The organism is Endozoicomonas sp. ISHI1 (genome assembly GCF_024606225.1).
Lineage (GTDB): Bacteria > Pseudomonadota > Gammaproteobacteria > Pseudomonadales > Endozoicomonadaceae > Endozoicomonas_A.
On record NZ_JAGRPU010000032.1, the window covers coordinates 1 to 17,848 of the forward strand.

Genomic DNA, 17,848 nt, shown 5'->3' on the forward strand with positions numbered 1-17,848 from the left:
AAAAGCCGGTTTTGTGGTCACGATCCTACTTTGCAGGGAGCTGTGGTGGTGCGCCACTGGAAGTTATCAAAGAGTATATTGAGAACCAGGATCAGCCCTGACGGGCTGACGAAATTCACCTCCCTGCTAAGTCGCAGGGAGCGCTCTTTCGGCTATAGGTAGGGGACAATTTCGTAACGAATCCTGATATAAAAGGGAGAGCGGGTACTCGCCAGCAGGTATAACTGCGAGCTTATTAACGCCACTCCGGACGAAGAAGCGCTTGAGACGTTTACGCCTGGAGTTGATCTCGGTACCATGCCCCATAGTTCGGGCAATACGGGATGCTTGCAGAATACTTGGTATTGGCCACCTATTTACCCTTTCATATCACGCTTTGTCTCTAAATTGTCCCCTACAGAGGGATCTTATTTAACCCTCTACCCGTCATTAGGATTAGCGATTTTGCGAGAATAGCCCAGAACGTCCAAAAGACAAAAACACACTGATTGTCCTATTCTATCCTTCCTCTCTGTAAGCCAGCACAGGGATAGAATTACTAAACACTCACTCTTTACAGCACCACTGTTGCTGTTATTGTCACTGTTTGTCGTCACTCAAACTCGATTGTTGGTGACATTGGGTTCCGGGCAAGACCAACAGAAAGGCCAGCCATCAGAACCATCCGGCCGGAGAGCCTCAGAGGTAATCACCCAATCCACAGGCTCTCTCAATGACCTCGTGTGTTCTGGCTTTGGCAGCGGTAGTGGAGACCCTCCACAACACTCACATACTCTGGGCTTAAATTGTTTCGCCAATCCCTGTCATGGTATTTGTCAATTCCGACCATCATCGAATAGCAGATGGCCCGATGAATGGCCGCTGAATTCCGCAGAAAGCTCATGCCCTCATTTGGCTGATGGGCACTGCTTTAGTTGCATTGGTCATTTTGAGCCTCTAAACATTACACAGGCCGACTATACAACTGCCCCTTACGGGCCACTCAATCTGGATAGTTTTCACGGAGAATCCGTTATTTCCCGTACGCTTACCCACTCGGAAAAACAGCAGACAACCACTGCATCATCCCTACGGATCCAGAGCCAGATTTATCTTTCCCGGAAAGGCACAATAAAGGCCCTGTTGGACCACAGAAGCGAATACCACACTACTTTTCTTGTTCTATCCTTCCTCTCTGTAGACCGGAAGGCAAGGATAGAAAGATTAAACACTCACTCTCTGCGGCAATGCTGTCGTTGCTGTTATCTGTCGTCTGTCAGGCTGAACCATGGACAGAGCGTTTTATTGTCAAGTTTGAAGAGAATGCAGTTTTTTCCAACCAGAGCTTTTCTATAAAGTGCGATCGGCATACACTTCCAGACATCACTGAAACAAATGGCTATGTTGTTTCAGAGTCGCTGCTTCATGACAATCAAGATTATGGGGTAAAAACAACCATCATTGAATCGACTTTCTGGCAATGGCTTTACATCACTCATCTGCTGACGGGTTACGAACTGACCCTGAACACCAAAATTGTCCCTCTGTGCTCCAATTCTTATTCATGGTTACCTTTAGCAGTGGTTGTCGCTGTCGTTTGGCTTTTAAAAAACTATTGGAATCTTGATTCACTGTCGCTTAAATCGATGGAACAAAAAGAGATAACCCCTATGCTGACACAGGTGGACCTCTCGTTTGCTATGATCACAATGATAACGGGTTCTGGACGAGACCAACATCAGGGCCAGCCATCAGAATCATCCGGTTGGGAAGCCTCAGGAGCAACCATCCAACTCAAAGGCTCTTCCTTCCGCCCTCTTGGTATGACTGACTATGGTGGCGGCAAAGGAGAGCCTCAACAACAATCACATACATTGGATTTAAATTGTTTCGTCCATCCCTGTCATGGCTTTTGTCAATTACGACTATCATCCGATAACAGAGGATCTGTTGAATGGTCGCTAAATTCTTCAGAAAGCTCATGCCCCCATTTGTCTGATGGGCACTGCTTTAGTTGCATAGGTCATTTTGATTCTTTAAACATTACACAAGTCGTCTATAAAAATACCCATTACGAACCACTCAATCTACATAGCTTTCCAGGAGAATCTGGTACATCCTCTATGCTTACCCATTCAGAAACACAGCAAACACCCACTGCATCATCCCAATTGGGTCAAAGCCAAGCTCATCCCGTCCGGAAAGGCACAACACAAGCCCTGTCTGATCGCAAAAGCGAATACCACACTGAGCAATCAACCTGCGGCGTGAAAATAGTTGGGGATGATGGCCGACAGCATCCGTGTGGGATAGTCTGCAAGAATGCTGCTGCCCTAAGGGATCACAAAAAAATAAAGCACACCGGACAAAAAACCTGTGACGCTATAGTGGTCGGGAAGAACGGTCAGCAACAGTCGTGCGGTAAAACCAGTAAGAATGCCAAAGCCATGTCAGTTCACAAAAGCGCATATCATACCGGGCAAAAAACCTGTGACGTAACAGTGATCGGGGAAGATGGCCAGCAGTACCCATGTGGGACTGTCTGCAAGAATACAAATGCTCTTTCGAATCACAAAAAAAGAAAACATACCGGGCAAAAAACCTGTGACATGCCCATGATCGGGAAGAATGGTGAGCAGCAGTCATGCGGCAAAATCTGCAAAAATGTCAAAGCCCTTTCGGTTCACAAAAGCTTATATCACACCGGGCAAAAAATCTGTGACATAACAATAATCGCGGGGGATGGTCGGCAGCGGCCATGTGGTGCAGTCTGCAAGAATACTAATGCCCTGTTCAATCACAAAAAAAGAGACCACAGCGGACAACAAACCTGTGACATGAACGTGGTCGACAAGGATGGTCAGCCGCGGCCATGCGGGATGCTCTGCAGGAATATACAAGTCCTGTCGAATCACAAAAGAAGCGCCCACGGCAAGCGACAAATCTGCTACCTGACAGTCGTCGGGAAGGATGGCCAGCAACGGCCATGTGGGAAGATCAGCAAGAACCTTAAAGCCCTGTCAGATCACAAAAGAGTGCATCGAAAACGCAAACCTGTTGATCTGGACTAAAGCGGTGAGCTCAGTCGTTGGTCTGACACGCGCCCTTTCATGGGGTTTTGCCTTGTGCAAACTTTGGTATTTAACAGAAGGTCTGTGGCCGAAAATACATTTATTTTCTTGCTCTACCCTTCCTCTTGGTAGACCAGAATGCAAGGTTAGTAAGATTAAACACTCACTCTCTACGGCAATGCTGTTGCTGATATTGACGTTGTCTGTCATCACTCAGGCTCAACCGTTGACAAGACCTTTTGTTACCACGCTTGAAGAGTTACCAGACATTGCCGGCGCAAACGACTATCAAGAGTCAGATTCACTCTTTAACGACAAACCACATAGATCTGCGACGATTATTGAGTCGATTTCATGGCGATGGCTTTACGTCACTCATCTGCTGGTGCCTTGCGAACTAATCTCTGCCACCAGAGACACCCCTCCACGCTCCAGCTCATATTCATGGCTACCTGTAGAGGTGGTTATCGCCGTCTGCTGGCTTTTAAAAAGCCATTGGAACCCTGATTTACTGTCGTTTAATCCGATTGAACAAAAAGAGACAACACCCATGCGCTTACAGGGGGGTCACTCGTTTGCCACCATCACTATGATGGTAGGTTCTGGACAAGAACAACAAGACCAGCCATCAGAATCATTAGGCCAGAGAACTTCAAGAACAATCACCCACCCTGCAGGCTCGTTAACTGCCCCCCTTTATTCCAGCTTTGGCCGCGGTAACGGAAACCCTCGACAACACTCACATACTTTGGGTTTAAATTGTTTTGTCCATCCCTGTCGTGGCGTTTGTCAATTACGATCATCATCCTGTATCAGCGAGCCTGATGAATGGTCTCTAAATTCCGTAGAGAGCTCATGCTCTCATTTGGCTAATGGATACTGCTTTAGTTGCATAAGTCCTTTTAATCCTTTAAAAATCAAACAGGCTGCCTATGCAACTGCCGCCGGGGAGCCATTTAATCTGAATAATTTTCTCGAAGAATCCGGAATTTCCTCTAAGGTTGCATGTTCAGAAACATACCAAACAAGCACTGCATCATCCCAATTAGGTAAGAGTCCAATTGATCTTTCCCTGAAAGGCACAATACAAGTCGTGTCGGACCACAAAAGAGAGTACCACACGGAGCAACCAACCTGCGATGTGACAATAGTTGGAGCAGATGGTTGGCAGCGACCCTGCAGAAAGGTCTGCAGGAATGTTCAAGCCTTGTCAACTCACAAAAGCGCATACCACACCGGGCCAAAAACCTGTGACGTATTAGTGATTGGATGGAATGGCCAGCAGCGGCCATGCGGGAGATTGTGTAAGAGTGCTAAAGCCCTGTCGTCTCACAAAACAAAATACCACACCGCGCAACGAATCTGTGACGTCCCCATGTTCATTGAGGATGGTCGGCAACGGCGATGCGGGAAGATCTGCAAGAATTCTCAAGCCCTGTCGCACCATAAAAGAAGTGTCCACAGCGGGCAACGAACCTGTGAAATAACCGTTGTTGGACAGAATTGCCAACAGCGGCGATGCGGAACGGTCTGCAAGAGTGCGAAAGCCCTTTCGGATCACAAAGGAAAAAACCACAGCGGGCAACGAACCTGTGACTTTAAGATAGTCGGGGAGGATGGTCGGTATCAGTCATGCGGGACAGTCTGCAGGAATGTTAATGCCCTTTCGGATCACAAAAGAACTGTCCACAGCAGCCAAAAAACCTGCTACATAACAGTGGTCGGTGAGGATGGCCAGCAGCGGCCATGTGGAAAGATCTGCAAGAATCTTAAAGCCCTGTCAGATCACAAAGGTAGACATCGAAAAAGCAAAAATGCTGATCTGGACCAGAACGATGACCTCGGCCCTTGATCTGACACCCATACTTCAATGGTTTTTTGCCTTTCGCAACTTTTGTTTTTACAACAATCTTAAAGCCCTGTCTGATCACAAATGCAAAGTTCACAGCGGGCAAAAAACCTGTGTTGTAACAGTAGTCGGAGAGGGTGGCCAGCTGCGGTCATGCGGGAAGGTTGTCATGAATGCCCAGGCCCTGTCGGATCTTTGACAGAAAACACGCTTATTCTCTTGATCTATCATTCCTCTCTATCAACCAGAACGCAGTGATAAAACGATTAAACACTCACTCTTTGCGGCACCGCTATTGCTACTACTGTGGCTGTCTGTCGTCACTCAGGCCCAACCCTTGACGGAACGTTATATTGTCAAGCTTGAGCAAAATGCGGTATTTCCAAACCAGAGCTTTTCTATAAAGAGTGACCTGCATCCATTAGCGGGCAGCCCGTCAGTCATTACTGACACAAACAGCTATGGACTATCAGGTTTTCCGCCTGATGACAAACCACACAGATCTGGCAGTTACGGGGTAAAAACGACCGTTATCAAGTCGATTTCGTGGCAATGGCTTTACACCACCCATCTGCTCTTTGATTACGAACTGATCCTCACCGCCAAAGATAACGCTTTAAGCTCTACCCTTTATTCATGGCTACCTGGAGAAGTGGTTTTCATTGTCGGTTGGCTTCTGAAAAGCTATTGGAACCCCGACTCACTGATGTTTAACTCGATGGAGCAACGAGAAGCAACATCTATGCTGACACAGTGGGATCACACGTTTGCGGCCATCATTATGGTGCCTGCTGGCTCTGGAAATAACCAACAACCATACCAGTCATCAGTATCATCCGGGCAGCACGCCGCGGATGCCAACGCTCAACCTACAGGCTTTTTCACTGGTCCATCGTATTCTGATTTTGACGACGGCAACAAGAACCCTCAGCAATACTCGCATACTTTGGATTTATATTGTTTCGTCCATCCCTGTCATGGCGTTTGCCAACTCCGACCATCACTCCATAGCACAGGGCTAGATGAATGGCCGCTGAGTTCGTTCGAAAGCTCATGCCCCCATCTTACCCGTGGACATTGTCTTGGTTGCATAGATTATTTTGATCTTGTAAACGTCAGATGCTCAACGCCTGCCCCTGAAGCTTCTCTCAACGATGGTGTGCCAACGCCGAGCTGTTGGTCTTCCATAGCGGATGATCTTGCGGCCATTAACGGGCCACGAAATACACCTGGCAATTTCAAGGAGATCGAAATTCTCGCTACGAATATCCAATCCACACCCAAAATTGGGACTTCAGAACCACAAGAAACAACCCCTGAACCATCCCAATTCGCGCAGAGCCAAACTCTTTCTCAGACAGACAGCTCAGAAGCTCCGTGTGAACACAACACCGGGCAATTAACCAATGATGCGACGGTGGTCAAGGAGGATGGTCAGCCGCGGCCAGGCAAGAAGACCTGGATGAGTGTTCAAGCCTTGTCGGCTCACAAAAGAAAAATCCACAGAAGGCAAAAAATCTGTGATAAGACCGTGATCGGGGAAGATGGCCTGCAACGACCATGTGGCAGAGTCTACAAGAATATCCAGTCTCTGTCGTCTCACAAAGGTAGAGAGCACTCCGGTCCAAAAATCTGCAACGTTTCCGTGATCGGAGAGGATCGCCAACTGCTACCATGCAGGGCTATCAGCACAAATACAAGGACGCTGTCGGATCACAAAAAAAAAGAACACGCAGGTCAACGAACCTGTGACTTGATCGAAGTCGGAGAAGACGGCCAGCTGCGGCGATGCGGGAAGATCTGCAAGAATGCCAAAGTTCTGTGGGATCACAAAAACAGAAGCCACAGCGGGCGACAGATCTGTAATGCGACCGTAATCGGGAAGGATGGGCAGCCGCGGCCATGCGGGAAAGTCACTAAGAATACTCCGTCTCTGTCAGTTCACAAAAGCAAGCACCACTCCGGACGAAAAACCTGCTACGTAAAAGTGGCCGGAGATCATGGTCTGCAGCAGATAGGCGGGGTGGTCTGCAAAAGTGCTGAGGCCCTGTCGATGCACAGAAGCAAGCATCTAAAGCGCAAACACGTTGATGTCGATCAGAACAATGACCCCAGCTCTCAAGAAGACTAACCCAGCCCTAAATAAGAGAAGGTGGAAAGAATGGGGCAAAAAACTACACCTCTGTAGGAGACAACACCCGCCTTCTACTAAATGACACTGGTCGCTTAAGTAGATCCCCGAGGCCATCCATCTGACAACAGGATGGCCCGTGATCGCAATGCTCGGGCTCATCAAAGTGTGCACAAGCGCTTCCATGGATTTTTGACGGAAGGTCTCAGACAGAAAAACACAATGATTATCTTGATCTATCCTTCCTCTCTAACCACCAGAATGCAAGGATAGAACTATTAAACAGTCACTCTTTGCAACAGCACTGTTGCTGATATTATTGTTGTCTGCCCTCTGTCAGGGCGAATCGTTTCCAGAATGTTTTATTGCAGAGTGTGGACAGAATGCTATTTACCCGAACCAGAGCTATTCTGTAAAGTTTGATCCGCATATATTGCCGGGCAACCCGTCAGTCATTGCCAACACTGACGGCTACGCAACATCTGACTCACCACCTGAAGACAAACCACGCAAATCGGACGTTCAGGGGATCAATGCGTTCCTTATTGAGCGGATTTCGCGGCAGTTGTTTTACGCGACTCATCTGCGAGTGAGTTACGAACTGATCCTGACCACTAAAGCCCTTCCTCTGAAAGCCAAACCTTATTCATCGATACCTGTAGAATGGGCTATCGCTGTCGCTTGGCTTTTAAAATGCTATTGGAACTGCGATTCACCGCTGATTAACCCGATGACACAGCAGGAGGCAACATCCATGTTGACACAGGAGAATCAAACGTTTGCCATTATCACTGTGATGTTTGACTCTGGAAATAACCAACGACCACATCAGCAACAAGACCCGCCATCAGATTCATTCGGCCAACATGTCCCGGTTGCTACAACCTGTTTCGATAGCTTCCTGTATTCCCGCTCTGGTGGCGGTAACGAAGGCCCTCAACAAAACCAACATACCCTGGATTTCAATTGTTTCGTCTCTCCCTGTCATGGCGTTTGTCAATTCCACTACTCACCGGATGGCAGAGGGCTCAATGAATGGCAGCCGATTTCCTCAGAAAGCTCATGCCGCCATTTGACGCATGGGCATTGTCTTCGTTGCATAGGTTATGTTGATCCTGTAGAAGTTACACCTCAAAGTTCACAGTTCGAAAGATTGAATCTTCCTGCTACCATTCAACCCCAATCGGCTTCTGACCTGCTATTTGAGCTACTGACCCACGGCATTGATGGCGACCCAGCCAACAGCGGCAACTCTATAGACGGGATCCTCTTAGACTGCTGGATTGCCTCAGACGGGATCGTCTCAGACGCAATAAGCTCTGAGGCAGACCATGCAACTGACGCTACCGTGCCACTCAGAGATGATATGCCAATGGCTGGGAAAAACCGTCTTGCTGCCAGAGCACCGCTCCCCGGAGGATCGCCTCCCGGAGGATCGCCTCCCGGAAAAACTACACATTACCAACAAGCTCTGTCAGATCGCAAAAGCAAACGCTGCATTCGGCAAACAATCTGTGACCTGACAGTGGTCGGGGAGGATGGCCAGCCGCGGCCATGTGGAATGGCCTGCAAGGGCTCTCAAGGTCTGACGGAACATAAAAGAAGTGTCCACAGCGAGCAAAAAATCTGTGACGTGATAGTGGTTGGGGAAGATGGCCAACCCGGGCCATGCGGTAAAATCTGCAGGAGTGCTCGAAGCTTGACGGTTCACAAAAGCAGATACCATACTGGGCAAAAAATCTGTGACGTGATAGCGGTAGGGAAAGATGGCCAGCCGCGGCTATGCGGGGCGGTCTGCAAGAATACTGGATCTCTGTCGTCTCACAAAACCGGATACCACACCGGGAAAAAAGCCTGTGACATGATAGTGATCGGGAAGAATGGCAAGCGGCAGCTATGCGGGAAGATCTCCAACAATGCTCATTGCCTCTGGGAACACAAAAGAAGGCATCGAAAACACAAGCGTGATAATGAAAACCAGAATGATAACCTCAACCCTTAATCTGACACCGACTCTTTCAAGAGGTTTTGCGTGATTCCACACTTAGCTTTTGATTGTAGGTCTATGACAGAAAAACACTCTGATTATCTTGATCTATCCTTCCTTCTAGCCACTAAAATGCAAGGATAGAATTATTAAACAGTCACTCTTTGCGGCAGCACTGTTGCTGATAATATTGTTATCTGTCGCCTATGAGGCCGAATCGTTTGCAGAACGTTTTCTTGTCGATCCTGAAAAGAATGCTGTTTTTCCAAACCGTAGCTCTTCTATAAACTCTGCCCCTCATACATCGCCAGGCAACCCGTCAGTCATCGCTGACATAAACGGCTATGAAGGATCTGACTCACCGCCTGAAGACAAACCACACAGACCTGGTGGTTATAGGCTCAAAGCAATCCTTATTGATTCGATTTCCAGGCAGTTTCTTTACGCCATTTATCTGCTGGTGGGTTACGAAAAGATTCTTAACACCAGAAGTGCCCCCCTGAACGCCACCCCTTCTTCATGGCCATCCCTGGAAATGGTTATCGCTGCCGGGTGGTTTTTAAACAGCTATTGGAACTCCGATTCACCGTCGTTTAACCCGATGAAACAGCAAAAGGCAACATTTATGTCGACACAGGAGAATCAAGCGTTTACCTCCATCACTATGATGTTTGGCTCTGGAAATAACCAACAACCTTATCAGCAACAAGATCTGCCATCAGACTCATCCGGCCAGCACGCCCCGGTTGCCACACGCTGCTTAACCAGCCTCCCTTACGCTCACTCTGGTGGCGGTAACGAAGACCCTCAACAGCAGCAACATACTTTGGGTTTCAATTGTTTCGTCTTTCCTTGTCATGGGCTTTGTCGATTCCGACACTCATCCGATGGCAGAGGGCCAGCTGAATCACAGCTGAGTTCCTTCGAAAGCTCATGCCACCATTTAGCGTACGGACACTGCTTAAGCTGCATTGGTTATGTTGATCCTGTCGATGCTACATCTCAAAACTCACATTTTGAAAGGTTGAATCCTCTTCCAGCCATCCAACCTCAGTCGATCTCTGACCTACCATTTGAGCTTCTGACTTGTGACATTGATGACAACCCATACAATAGCGGCAATTCCATAGAAGGGGTCACCTCAGACTCAATAAGAGCAGGGGCAGCCCTCAGAATTGATGCTATTGGGACACTCAATGATGATATGCCAATGCCAGAGAATAACTGTCTTGCCACCGGTGGCGCGCCTACCGAAGGAGTGCCTTCCGGAGTAAATCCTCCCGAAGTAATTACTGATTGCCAGCAACCCTCTGGGAATCACAAAAGCAACAACCACATCTTGCAAAGAACCTGTGTCTTAACCCTGGTTGGGAAAGATGGCAAAACGCAGTCATGCGCGAAGATCTTCAAGAATGCCAGATCCCTGTCGAATCACAAAAGCAGATTCCATAGGGGACAAAAAATTTGTGACATGACAGTGTTCGGGGAGGATGGTCAGTCGCGGCCATGCGGGAAATCCTGCTTGGGCACTCAAGGCCTATCTGATCACAAAAGAAGCAGTCACAGCGGACAACAAACCTGTTTTGAGACCGTGGTAGGGAAAGATGGCCAACCCCGACCATGCGGGAAAGTCTTTGAGAATGCTAAATCTCTGTCGAATCACAAAGGCAAAATCCATACCGGGCAAAAAACCTGTGACGTGATAGTGGTTGGGGAAGATGGCCAGCACCGGCCATGCGGGGTAGTCTTCAAGAATACAGGATCTCTGTCGTCTCACAAAACTGGATACCACACTGCGCAAAAAACCTGTGATATATTAGTCATCGACAAGGATGGCCAGCCGCGGCTGTGCGGAAAAGTCTGCAAAAATGTTCAATCTCTGTCGAGCCACAAAAGCGCCTACCATAGCGGGGATAAAACCTGTGACATTATAGTGGTCGAAAAGGATGGCAAGCCGCAGCCATGTGGGAAGATCTTCATTAACGCTCATAGTTTTTCGCAACACAAAAGAAGACATCGAAGGCGCAAGTTTGATGCTTTGCAGCGGGATAATAACCTCAATCCTTGATCTCACACCCGCCCTTTCATAAGGTTTTGCCCGGCGCCATCTTTCGTTTTTAGGAGAAGGTCTTGGACGGAAAAACAAACTTATTATCTTGATCTATCCTTCCTCTCTACCCACTGGAATGAAAGGATAAAATTATTAAACAGTCACTCTTTTCGGCAACACTGTTGCTGTTATGGTTGTTGTCTGTCGTCTGTGAGGCCGAATCTTATACAGAATGTTATATTGTCGAGCTTGAGCAAAATGCAGTTTTTCCAAACCAGAGCTTTTCCATAAAACCTGGCCCGTATACATTGCCGGGCAACCCGTCGGTCATTGTCGGCACAGAGAGCTATGCAGGATCTGACTCACCGCCTGACGACAAACCATATAGACCCGGTGTTTACGGGTTCAAAGCGATCCTTATTGAGTCGATTTCATGGCAGTTGCTTCACGCTACTCATCTGCTGGTAAATTACGAACCGATTATGACCACTAAAAGCCCCTCTCTGAACGCCACCCCTTATTCATGGATACCTTTAGAAGTGGTTGTCACTGTTGATTGGCTGTTAAGAAGCTATTGGAACCCCGATTCACCGCTGTTTAAGATGATTGAACAACAAGAGGCAACATCTACGTTAACACAGGGGAATCACCCGTTTGCCCCCATCACAATGATGTTTGGCTCTGGAGATAACCAACAAACCTATCAGCAACAAGAGCAGTCATCAAAATCGTCCGGCCAGCTCGCCCGGGATCACACAAGCTATCTTTCCGGCTTCTGGTATTCCCGCTTCGGTGACGGTAACGAAGGCTATCAACAACAACACCAACATACTTTGGGCTTCAATTGTTTCGTCTTTCCGTGTAATGGTGTTTGTCAATTGCGACTCTCATCCAATGACAGAGTGCCCGCTGAATGGCTGCAGAATGCCTCAGGAAGCTCATGCTGCCATTTAACGCATGGACACTATCCTCTTTACATAAGTCATGCTGATCCTGAAGAAGCTAGACCTCAGCACTCACATTTCGAAACATTGAATCCTCTTCCTGCCTATCAACCCCAATCGGTTTCTGAACAACTCATTAAGCTAATGGCTCATGGATATGGCAACCCGGCCATTAGCAGCAATGCTATAGACAGAGTCGCCCCAGACTGGGTCGTCCCAGACTCAACGAGCGCAGGAGCAGCTTACATAACTGAAGTTACCAGACTAATCAATGATGATGTGCCAGGGCCTGGGAATAATTGTCTTCCTCCCGGAGGAGCAACTCCCGGAGTGCCTACACATTGCCAAAAAACTCTCTCGGATCAGAAAAGAAAATACCACACCGGGCAAAAAACCTGTGACGTGATAGTGGTTGGGGAAGATGGCCAGCTGCGACCATGTGGAAAGGTCTCAATGCATGCCCGGGCCCTGTCGGAACACAAAAGCAAAATCCACACCGGGCAAAAAGTATGTGACGTGATGGTGGTCGGGACAGATGGTCAGCCGCGACCATGCGGATGGCTCTGCAAGAATGCTGGTATTCTCTCAGCTCACAAAAGCGGATACCACACCGGGCAAAAAACCTGTGACGTCACAGTAATCGGTAAAGATGGCGAGCTGCGACCTTGCGGAGTGGTCTGCAAGAATGCCGGAAGCCTCTGGGTTCATAAAAGCGGATTCCACACCAATCAAAAAACCTGTGACTTCTCAGTGGTCGGTGAAGATGGTCAACAGCAGCCGTGCGGAAAAATCTGCAAGAATGCTCAGTCTCTGATGGTTCACAAAAGCGAATACCACAGCGGGCAAAAAACCTGTTGTTTAACATTAGTCGGGAAGGATGGCCAGCAGCGGTTGTGCGGAAAGGTCTGCAAACACGCTAAAGCTCTGTCGGAACACAAAAGAAGCGTCCACAGCAGTCAAGTAAACTGCAACGTGATCGTGGTTGGGAAGGATGGTCAGCAGCGACCATGCGGAAAGGTCTGCAACAATGCCAGAACCCTGTCGAATCACAAAAGCAGAATCCATGGCAAGGAAAAAATCTGTGACGTGACGATCGGAGAGGATGGCCAGCAGCAGCCGTGTGGAAGGATCTATAAAAATTCTGACAGCCTTTCGAAACACAAAAGAATACATCGTAAACGCAAGCCCGTTGTTGTCGACCAGAACGACGACTTCAATCCTTGATCTGACATCCGCACTTTCATCAGGTGATCTATTCTTCCTTTCTACAAATTAGAATGCAACTGTAGGATGATTAAACACTCTTCTTTTTCTGCACCATTGTTGCTCATACTATTTTTGCCTGTCGTCTGCCAGACCAAACCGCTGACAGAACGCTTTATTGTCGAGCTTGAACAGAAGGCCGTTTTTCCAAACCAAAGTTTTTCTATAAAGCCTGGGCGTACATTGCCCGGAAACCCGTCAGTCATCACTATCGCAGATGACTATACAGAACCAAATTTGCCATCGGATAAAAAACGACACAAACCATACAGTTACGAGGTAAAAACGACCATCATTGAGTCGATTTCCTGGCAATGGCTCTACGCGACAAATTTGCTGGTTGCTTACGAAGTAATCCTGACCACCAAAAACGCCCCTCTGAGTTACAACCCTTTTTCATGGGTAGCTGTAGAAGTGGTTATAGCGGTCAGCTGTCTTTTAAGAAGCTATTGGAACCCCGACTCACCGCTGTTTAATCCGATTCAACAGCAAGAAACGAGTCAGAATCAGCCGTTTGTGATCACCACTATGATGCCCGGCTCTCGAAATGACCAACAACAAGGCCAAGTATCAGAATCATCTGGCCAGCGAAGCCCACAAGTCACCGGTCAACTTATAAGCTCTTTCTCCAGCACCCTGTATTCAGTCTCTGGTGGCAATAACGAAGGTCCTCAACAACACTCACATACTCTGGGTTTAAACTGTTTTGTCCATCCCTGTCATGGCGTTTGTCAATTCCGTCCATCATCCGATAAAGACGGGTTCGTCTCAGACTCATCAGGTACCGGGATAGCCGAAACAACTCAGCCTGTCGGGCAAAAAACCTGCGACGTAGTAGAGATCGGTGAGGATGGCCTCCTGAGACAATGTGAGAAGTTCTGCAAAAATGCCCGAGCTCTGGCGGTTCACAAAAGCAAATACCACTCCGGAAAAAAAACCTGTCCCCTGATCGTGGTCGGGGAAGATGGCCAGCATCGACCATGCGGGACTGTCTGCAGGAATGCTAAAATCCTCTCGGATCACAAAGGCAGATACCACACCGGACAGCAAACCTGTGACGTGATAGTGGTCGGAGAGGACGGCCAGCGGCGACCATGCGCAAAAGTCTGCAAGAATGCCAAAGCCCTTTTGTCTCATAAACATGGCTGCCACTCCGGACAAAAAATCTGTGACATAACAGTGGTTGGCGAAGACGATCAACAGCGGCAATGCGCGATGGTCTTCAAGAACGTTCGATCTCTGAGAGCTCACAAAAACAGATACCACACCGGTCAAAAAGCCTGCGAAGTAACATCGATCGGCGAGGACGGCCAGCAGCAGCCATGCGGAAAGGTCTGCAAGAATGTTCAAATCCTGTCGAGTCACAAAAGCAAATGCCACAGCGGACAAAAAACCTGTAACTTGATCACTGTCGGGGAAGATGGCCAACCACAGCCATGCGGAACGATCTGCAAAAATGCAGGTATCCTGTCGCAGCACAAAAGCAGAGTCCACTGCGAGCAAAAAATCTGTGGTCTCACAAAGGTTGGGGAGGATGGTCAGCAGCGTTCATGCGGGGTGATCTTTAAGAATACTCCATCTCTGGCGTCTCACAAAAGCAGATACCACACCGGACAAAAAATCTGTGATGTGAGAGTGTTCGAAAATGATGGACTACAGCGACTATGCGGGAAGGCTTGCAAAAATGCCGTAGCCCTGACAGAGCATAAAAGAAGACACCATAGCGAACCAAAAACCTGTGACGTAACAGTAGTCGGGGAGGATTGCCAGCTGCGGCCATGCGGGTATGTCTGCAACAATGCTCATGACCTTACAGAACACAAAAGAAAGCATCGAAAACGCAAGCCCGAAGATGTGAACCGGAACGATGATCTCAACCCTTGAGCTGACCTCTGCCCCTCGGCGCTTAGATAAGAGTGACAATCAAAAGACAATATTCGTATAAATAATTACAGCCGGGCTTAAATGGTTTTTTAACGGTAAAGCACACTTACTTTCTTGATCTATCCTTCCTCTCTGTAAACCAGAACTCAAGGATAGAATGATTGAACACTCACTCCTTGCAGCACCGCAGTTACTGCTTCTTTTGTTGTCTGTCATCTGTCAGGCCCAACCGTTGACTGAACGTCATATTGTCGAGCTTGAACAGAATACAGCTTATCCAAACCATAGCTATTCTATAAAGCGTGGGCGGTATACCTTATCGGGCAATTTGTCAGTTATTGCCCACACAAACGGTTATACAGAACCAGATTCGCTGCCTGATGACAAACCACATAAATCCGGCGGTTACGGGGTCAAAACGCCTCTGAATGAACCGATTTCATGGCAATGGCTTTACGCCACCAGCCTGCTGGTAGGTTACCAACTGATCCTTACAACCAAAGACACCTCTCTTAGCTCCATCCCTTTTTCATGGCTGCCTATGGAAGTGGCTATCATCGTCGGCTGGCTTTTGAAAAGCCATGGGTACCACAATTCACCGTTCCCTCACCGGGTCGAACAACAAGACGTAAGTCACCCCCCCCTATTTGCCACGATCACTATGATGATGGATTCCGGACATAACCAATCACATGGCAAACCATCAGAATCATCCACTCAAGAAGCTCCGACAGCCATTCACCCTGAGAGTTTTTTCACTACCCTCTGGTATTCAGGCTCTGGCGAGGGTAGCGAAGATCCTCAACAAAACTTACATACTTTGGGTTTAAATTGTTTTATCTATCCCTGTCATGGCATTTGTCAATTACGACTATTCCGGGATCACAGAGAGCCTGATGAATGGCTGCTGAATTTCGAAGAAAATGGGTTGGACCTCACAGGAGCAACACCCGAGCAAAACCCATGTTCTCATTTGGCCTATGGATGCTGCTCTGGTCGCATAATTCACGTTGATCCGAACAGCGATGCAACCCTCAGGCAAGACGAGCTTTTGAAAGCACTCGATAATCCGGATCCTATGCATTCCGAATGCAACCCTGATCAACTATTTGAGTTGCTATTTGAGCCACAGGCCCATGACATTGACCGCAACCCAGACATTAGCGAAAACTCTATAGATGGGGTCGCCTCAGATGGGGTCGCCTCAAACTCAATGAGTGACGGGATAGTCTCTACAACTCCCCCTATCGGGCAACAAACCTGCGACGTGATAGTCGTTAAGAAATGTGGCCAGCTGCAGCCATGCGGGAAGCTCTTTCATGATGCCCGATCCCTATCACTTCACAAAAGCGAAGTCCACTGCGGACAAAAAATGTGTGACACGCCCGTGGTCCGGGAAGATGGCCAGCAGCAGACATGCGGAAGGGTCTGCAAAAATGCTCGAGCCTTGACATATCACAAAACAAGACACCACAACAGGCCACCAATCTGCGAGCAGACAGTGGTTGGCGAGGATGGCCAGCAGCGGTTATGCGGGAAGCTCTGCAAGAATACTAAAGCCCTGATCAGTCACAAAAGAAAAAAACACAACGAGCAGCAAATCTGTGAAGAAACAGTGGTCGGGGAAGATGGCCAGAGGTCGCCATGTGGAGCAGTCTGCAAGAATACTGAGTCTCTATCATCTCACAAAAGCACATACCACACTTTGCAACAAACCTGTAACGCCACCGTGATCGGGCAGGACGGCCAGCAGCGGCCATGCGGGCAAGCTTGCGAGAACGCTGCTGTCCTGTGGCTTCACAAGAGGGCCTTCCACAGCGGTCAACAAACCTGTGACGTAACTGTGGTGGGGAAGGATGGCCAGCCGCGGCCGTGTGGAAAGCTCTGCAAACATATTAAGTCTCTGACGGATCACAAAAGAAGATACCACACCGAACAAAAAATCTGTGACGAGACCATTGTCCGGGAAGATGGCCAGCAGCAGCCATGCGGGCTGGTCTGCAGGAGTACTTATGCCCTGTGGGCTCACAAAAGGGCTTTCCACAGTAGTGAGCAAACCTGTGACGAAACCGTGGTTGGGAAGGATGGCCAGCAGCAGCCATGCAAGATACTCTGCAAAAATATGCAGGCTCTGACGGAACACAAAAGAAGATACCACACCGGACAACAAATCTGTGACTTGACCCTGTTCCGGAAAGATGGCCAGCAGCAACCATGCGGGAAGGTCTGCAAAAGTGCCAGAACCCTCTCGGATCACAAAAGAAGAATCCACGGAGGGCTAAAAACCTGTATTAAAACAGTCGTCGGGGAAGATGGTCAGGAGTTTCTGTGCGGGAAGATCTGCAATAATCCTCAGGCCCTGTCGGATCATATAAGAAGAACCCACACAGGACAAACAATCTGTGACATAACAGTTGTCGACAAAGATGGACAACCGCAGCCATGCCGTAAGCTCTGCAAGAGTGCTCAAGCCCTGACAGAACACAAAAGAAGAGCCCACACCAAACAAGCAATCTGTGACATGACAGTGGTCGGGAAAGATGGACAACCGCGACCATGCCTAAGGCTCTGCAAGAGTGCTCGAGTCCTGGAGGAACACAAAAGAAGGCGTCACAAACGCAAGTTTGTTGATATGGGCGAGAACGATGACCTCAATCCTTGATCTGACACCCACCCTGATTATGAGGGAC

General features: G+C 48.4%; 11 protein-coding genes. All 11 read left to right on the plus strand.

Features of this window, described 5'->3' with window-relative positions:
- A partial coding sequence (locus KBW69_RS17900; protein ID WP_257281759.1) for a transposase occupies nt 1-101 on the plus strand: 101 nt, incomplete at its 5' end.
- 466 nt (nt 102-567) lie between these two features.
- A complete protein-coding gene (locus KBW69_RS17905; protein ID WP_257274643.1) occupies nt 568-1,335 on the plus strand; it encodes a hypothetical protein in 768 nt (255 codons plus the stop codon).
- The gene (locus tag KBW69_RS17910) at nt 1,236-3,050 is read left to right on the plus strand and encodes a hypothetical protein (RefSeq protein WP_257281738.1); all 1,815 of its coding nucleotides are present in this window, start codon (nt 1,236-1,238) and stop codon (nt 3,048-3,050) included. The genes KBW69_RS17905 and KBW69_RS17910 overlap by 100 nt, the downstream gene beginning before the upstream one ends.
- A 184-nt stretch (nt 3,051-3,234) precedes the next feature.
- Complete coding sequence (locus KBW69_RS17915; protein ID WP_257281739.1) at nt 3,235-4,902, plus strand: hypothetical protein; 1,668 nt, start codon at nt 3,235-3,237, stop codon at nt 4,900-4,902.
- Nucleotides 4,886-5,098 (plus strand): hypothetical protein, encoded by a 213-nt coding sequence (locus KBW69_RS17920; protein ID WP_257254509.1) that lies wholly within the window; start codon nt 4,886-4,888, stop codon nt 5,096-5,098. Before KBW69_RS17915 ends, KBW69_RS17920 begins: the two co-directional genes overlap by 17 nt.
- A 138-nt stretch (nt 5,099-5,236) precedes the next feature.
- Nucleotides 5,237-7,030 (plus strand): hypothetical protein, encoded by a 1,794-nt coding sequence (locus tag KBW69_RS17925; protein ID WP_257281740.1) that lies wholly within the window; start codon nt 5,237-5,239, stop codon nt 7,028-7,030.
- Between the two features lie 307 nt (nt 7,031-7,337).
- Nucleotides 7,338-9,032 carry a hypothetical protein gene (locus KBW69_RS17930; RefSeq protein ID WP_257254507.1) on the plus strand — a complete coding sequence of 565 codons (1,695 nt, stop codon included), beginning with the start codon at nt 7,338-7,340 and terminating at the stop codon, nt 9,030-9,032.
- 163 nt (nt 9,033-9,195) lie between these two features.
- Nucleotides 9,196-11,085, plus strand: coding sequence for a hypothetical protein (locus tag KBW69_RS17935; protein ID WP_257274462.1), 1,890 nt, complete (start codon nt 9,196-9,198; stop codon nt 11,083-11,085).
- A gap of 164 nt (nt 11,086-11,249) precedes the next feature.
- Nucleotides 11,250-13,235, plus strand: a complete 1,986-nt coding sequence (locus tag KBW69_RS17940; protein WP_257281741.1) for a hypothetical protein — start codon at nt 11,250-11,252, stop codon at nt 13,233-13,235.
- Between the two features lie 66 nt (nt 13,236-13,301).
- Nucleotides 13,302-15,158, plus strand: coding sequence for a hypothetical protein (locus tag KBW69_RS17945; protein WP_257281742.1), 1,857 nt, complete (start codon nt 13,302-13,304; stop codon nt 15,156-15,158).
- A 157-nt stretch (nt 15,159-15,315) separates the two neighbouring features.
- Nucleotides 15,316-17,820, plus strand: a complete 2,505-nt coding sequence (locus KBW69_RS17950; RefSeq protein WP_257254035.1) for a hypothetical protein — start codon at nt 15,316-15,318, stop codon at nt 17,818-17,820.
- The last annotated feature ends 28 nt before the right edge of the window (nt 17,821-17,848 follow it).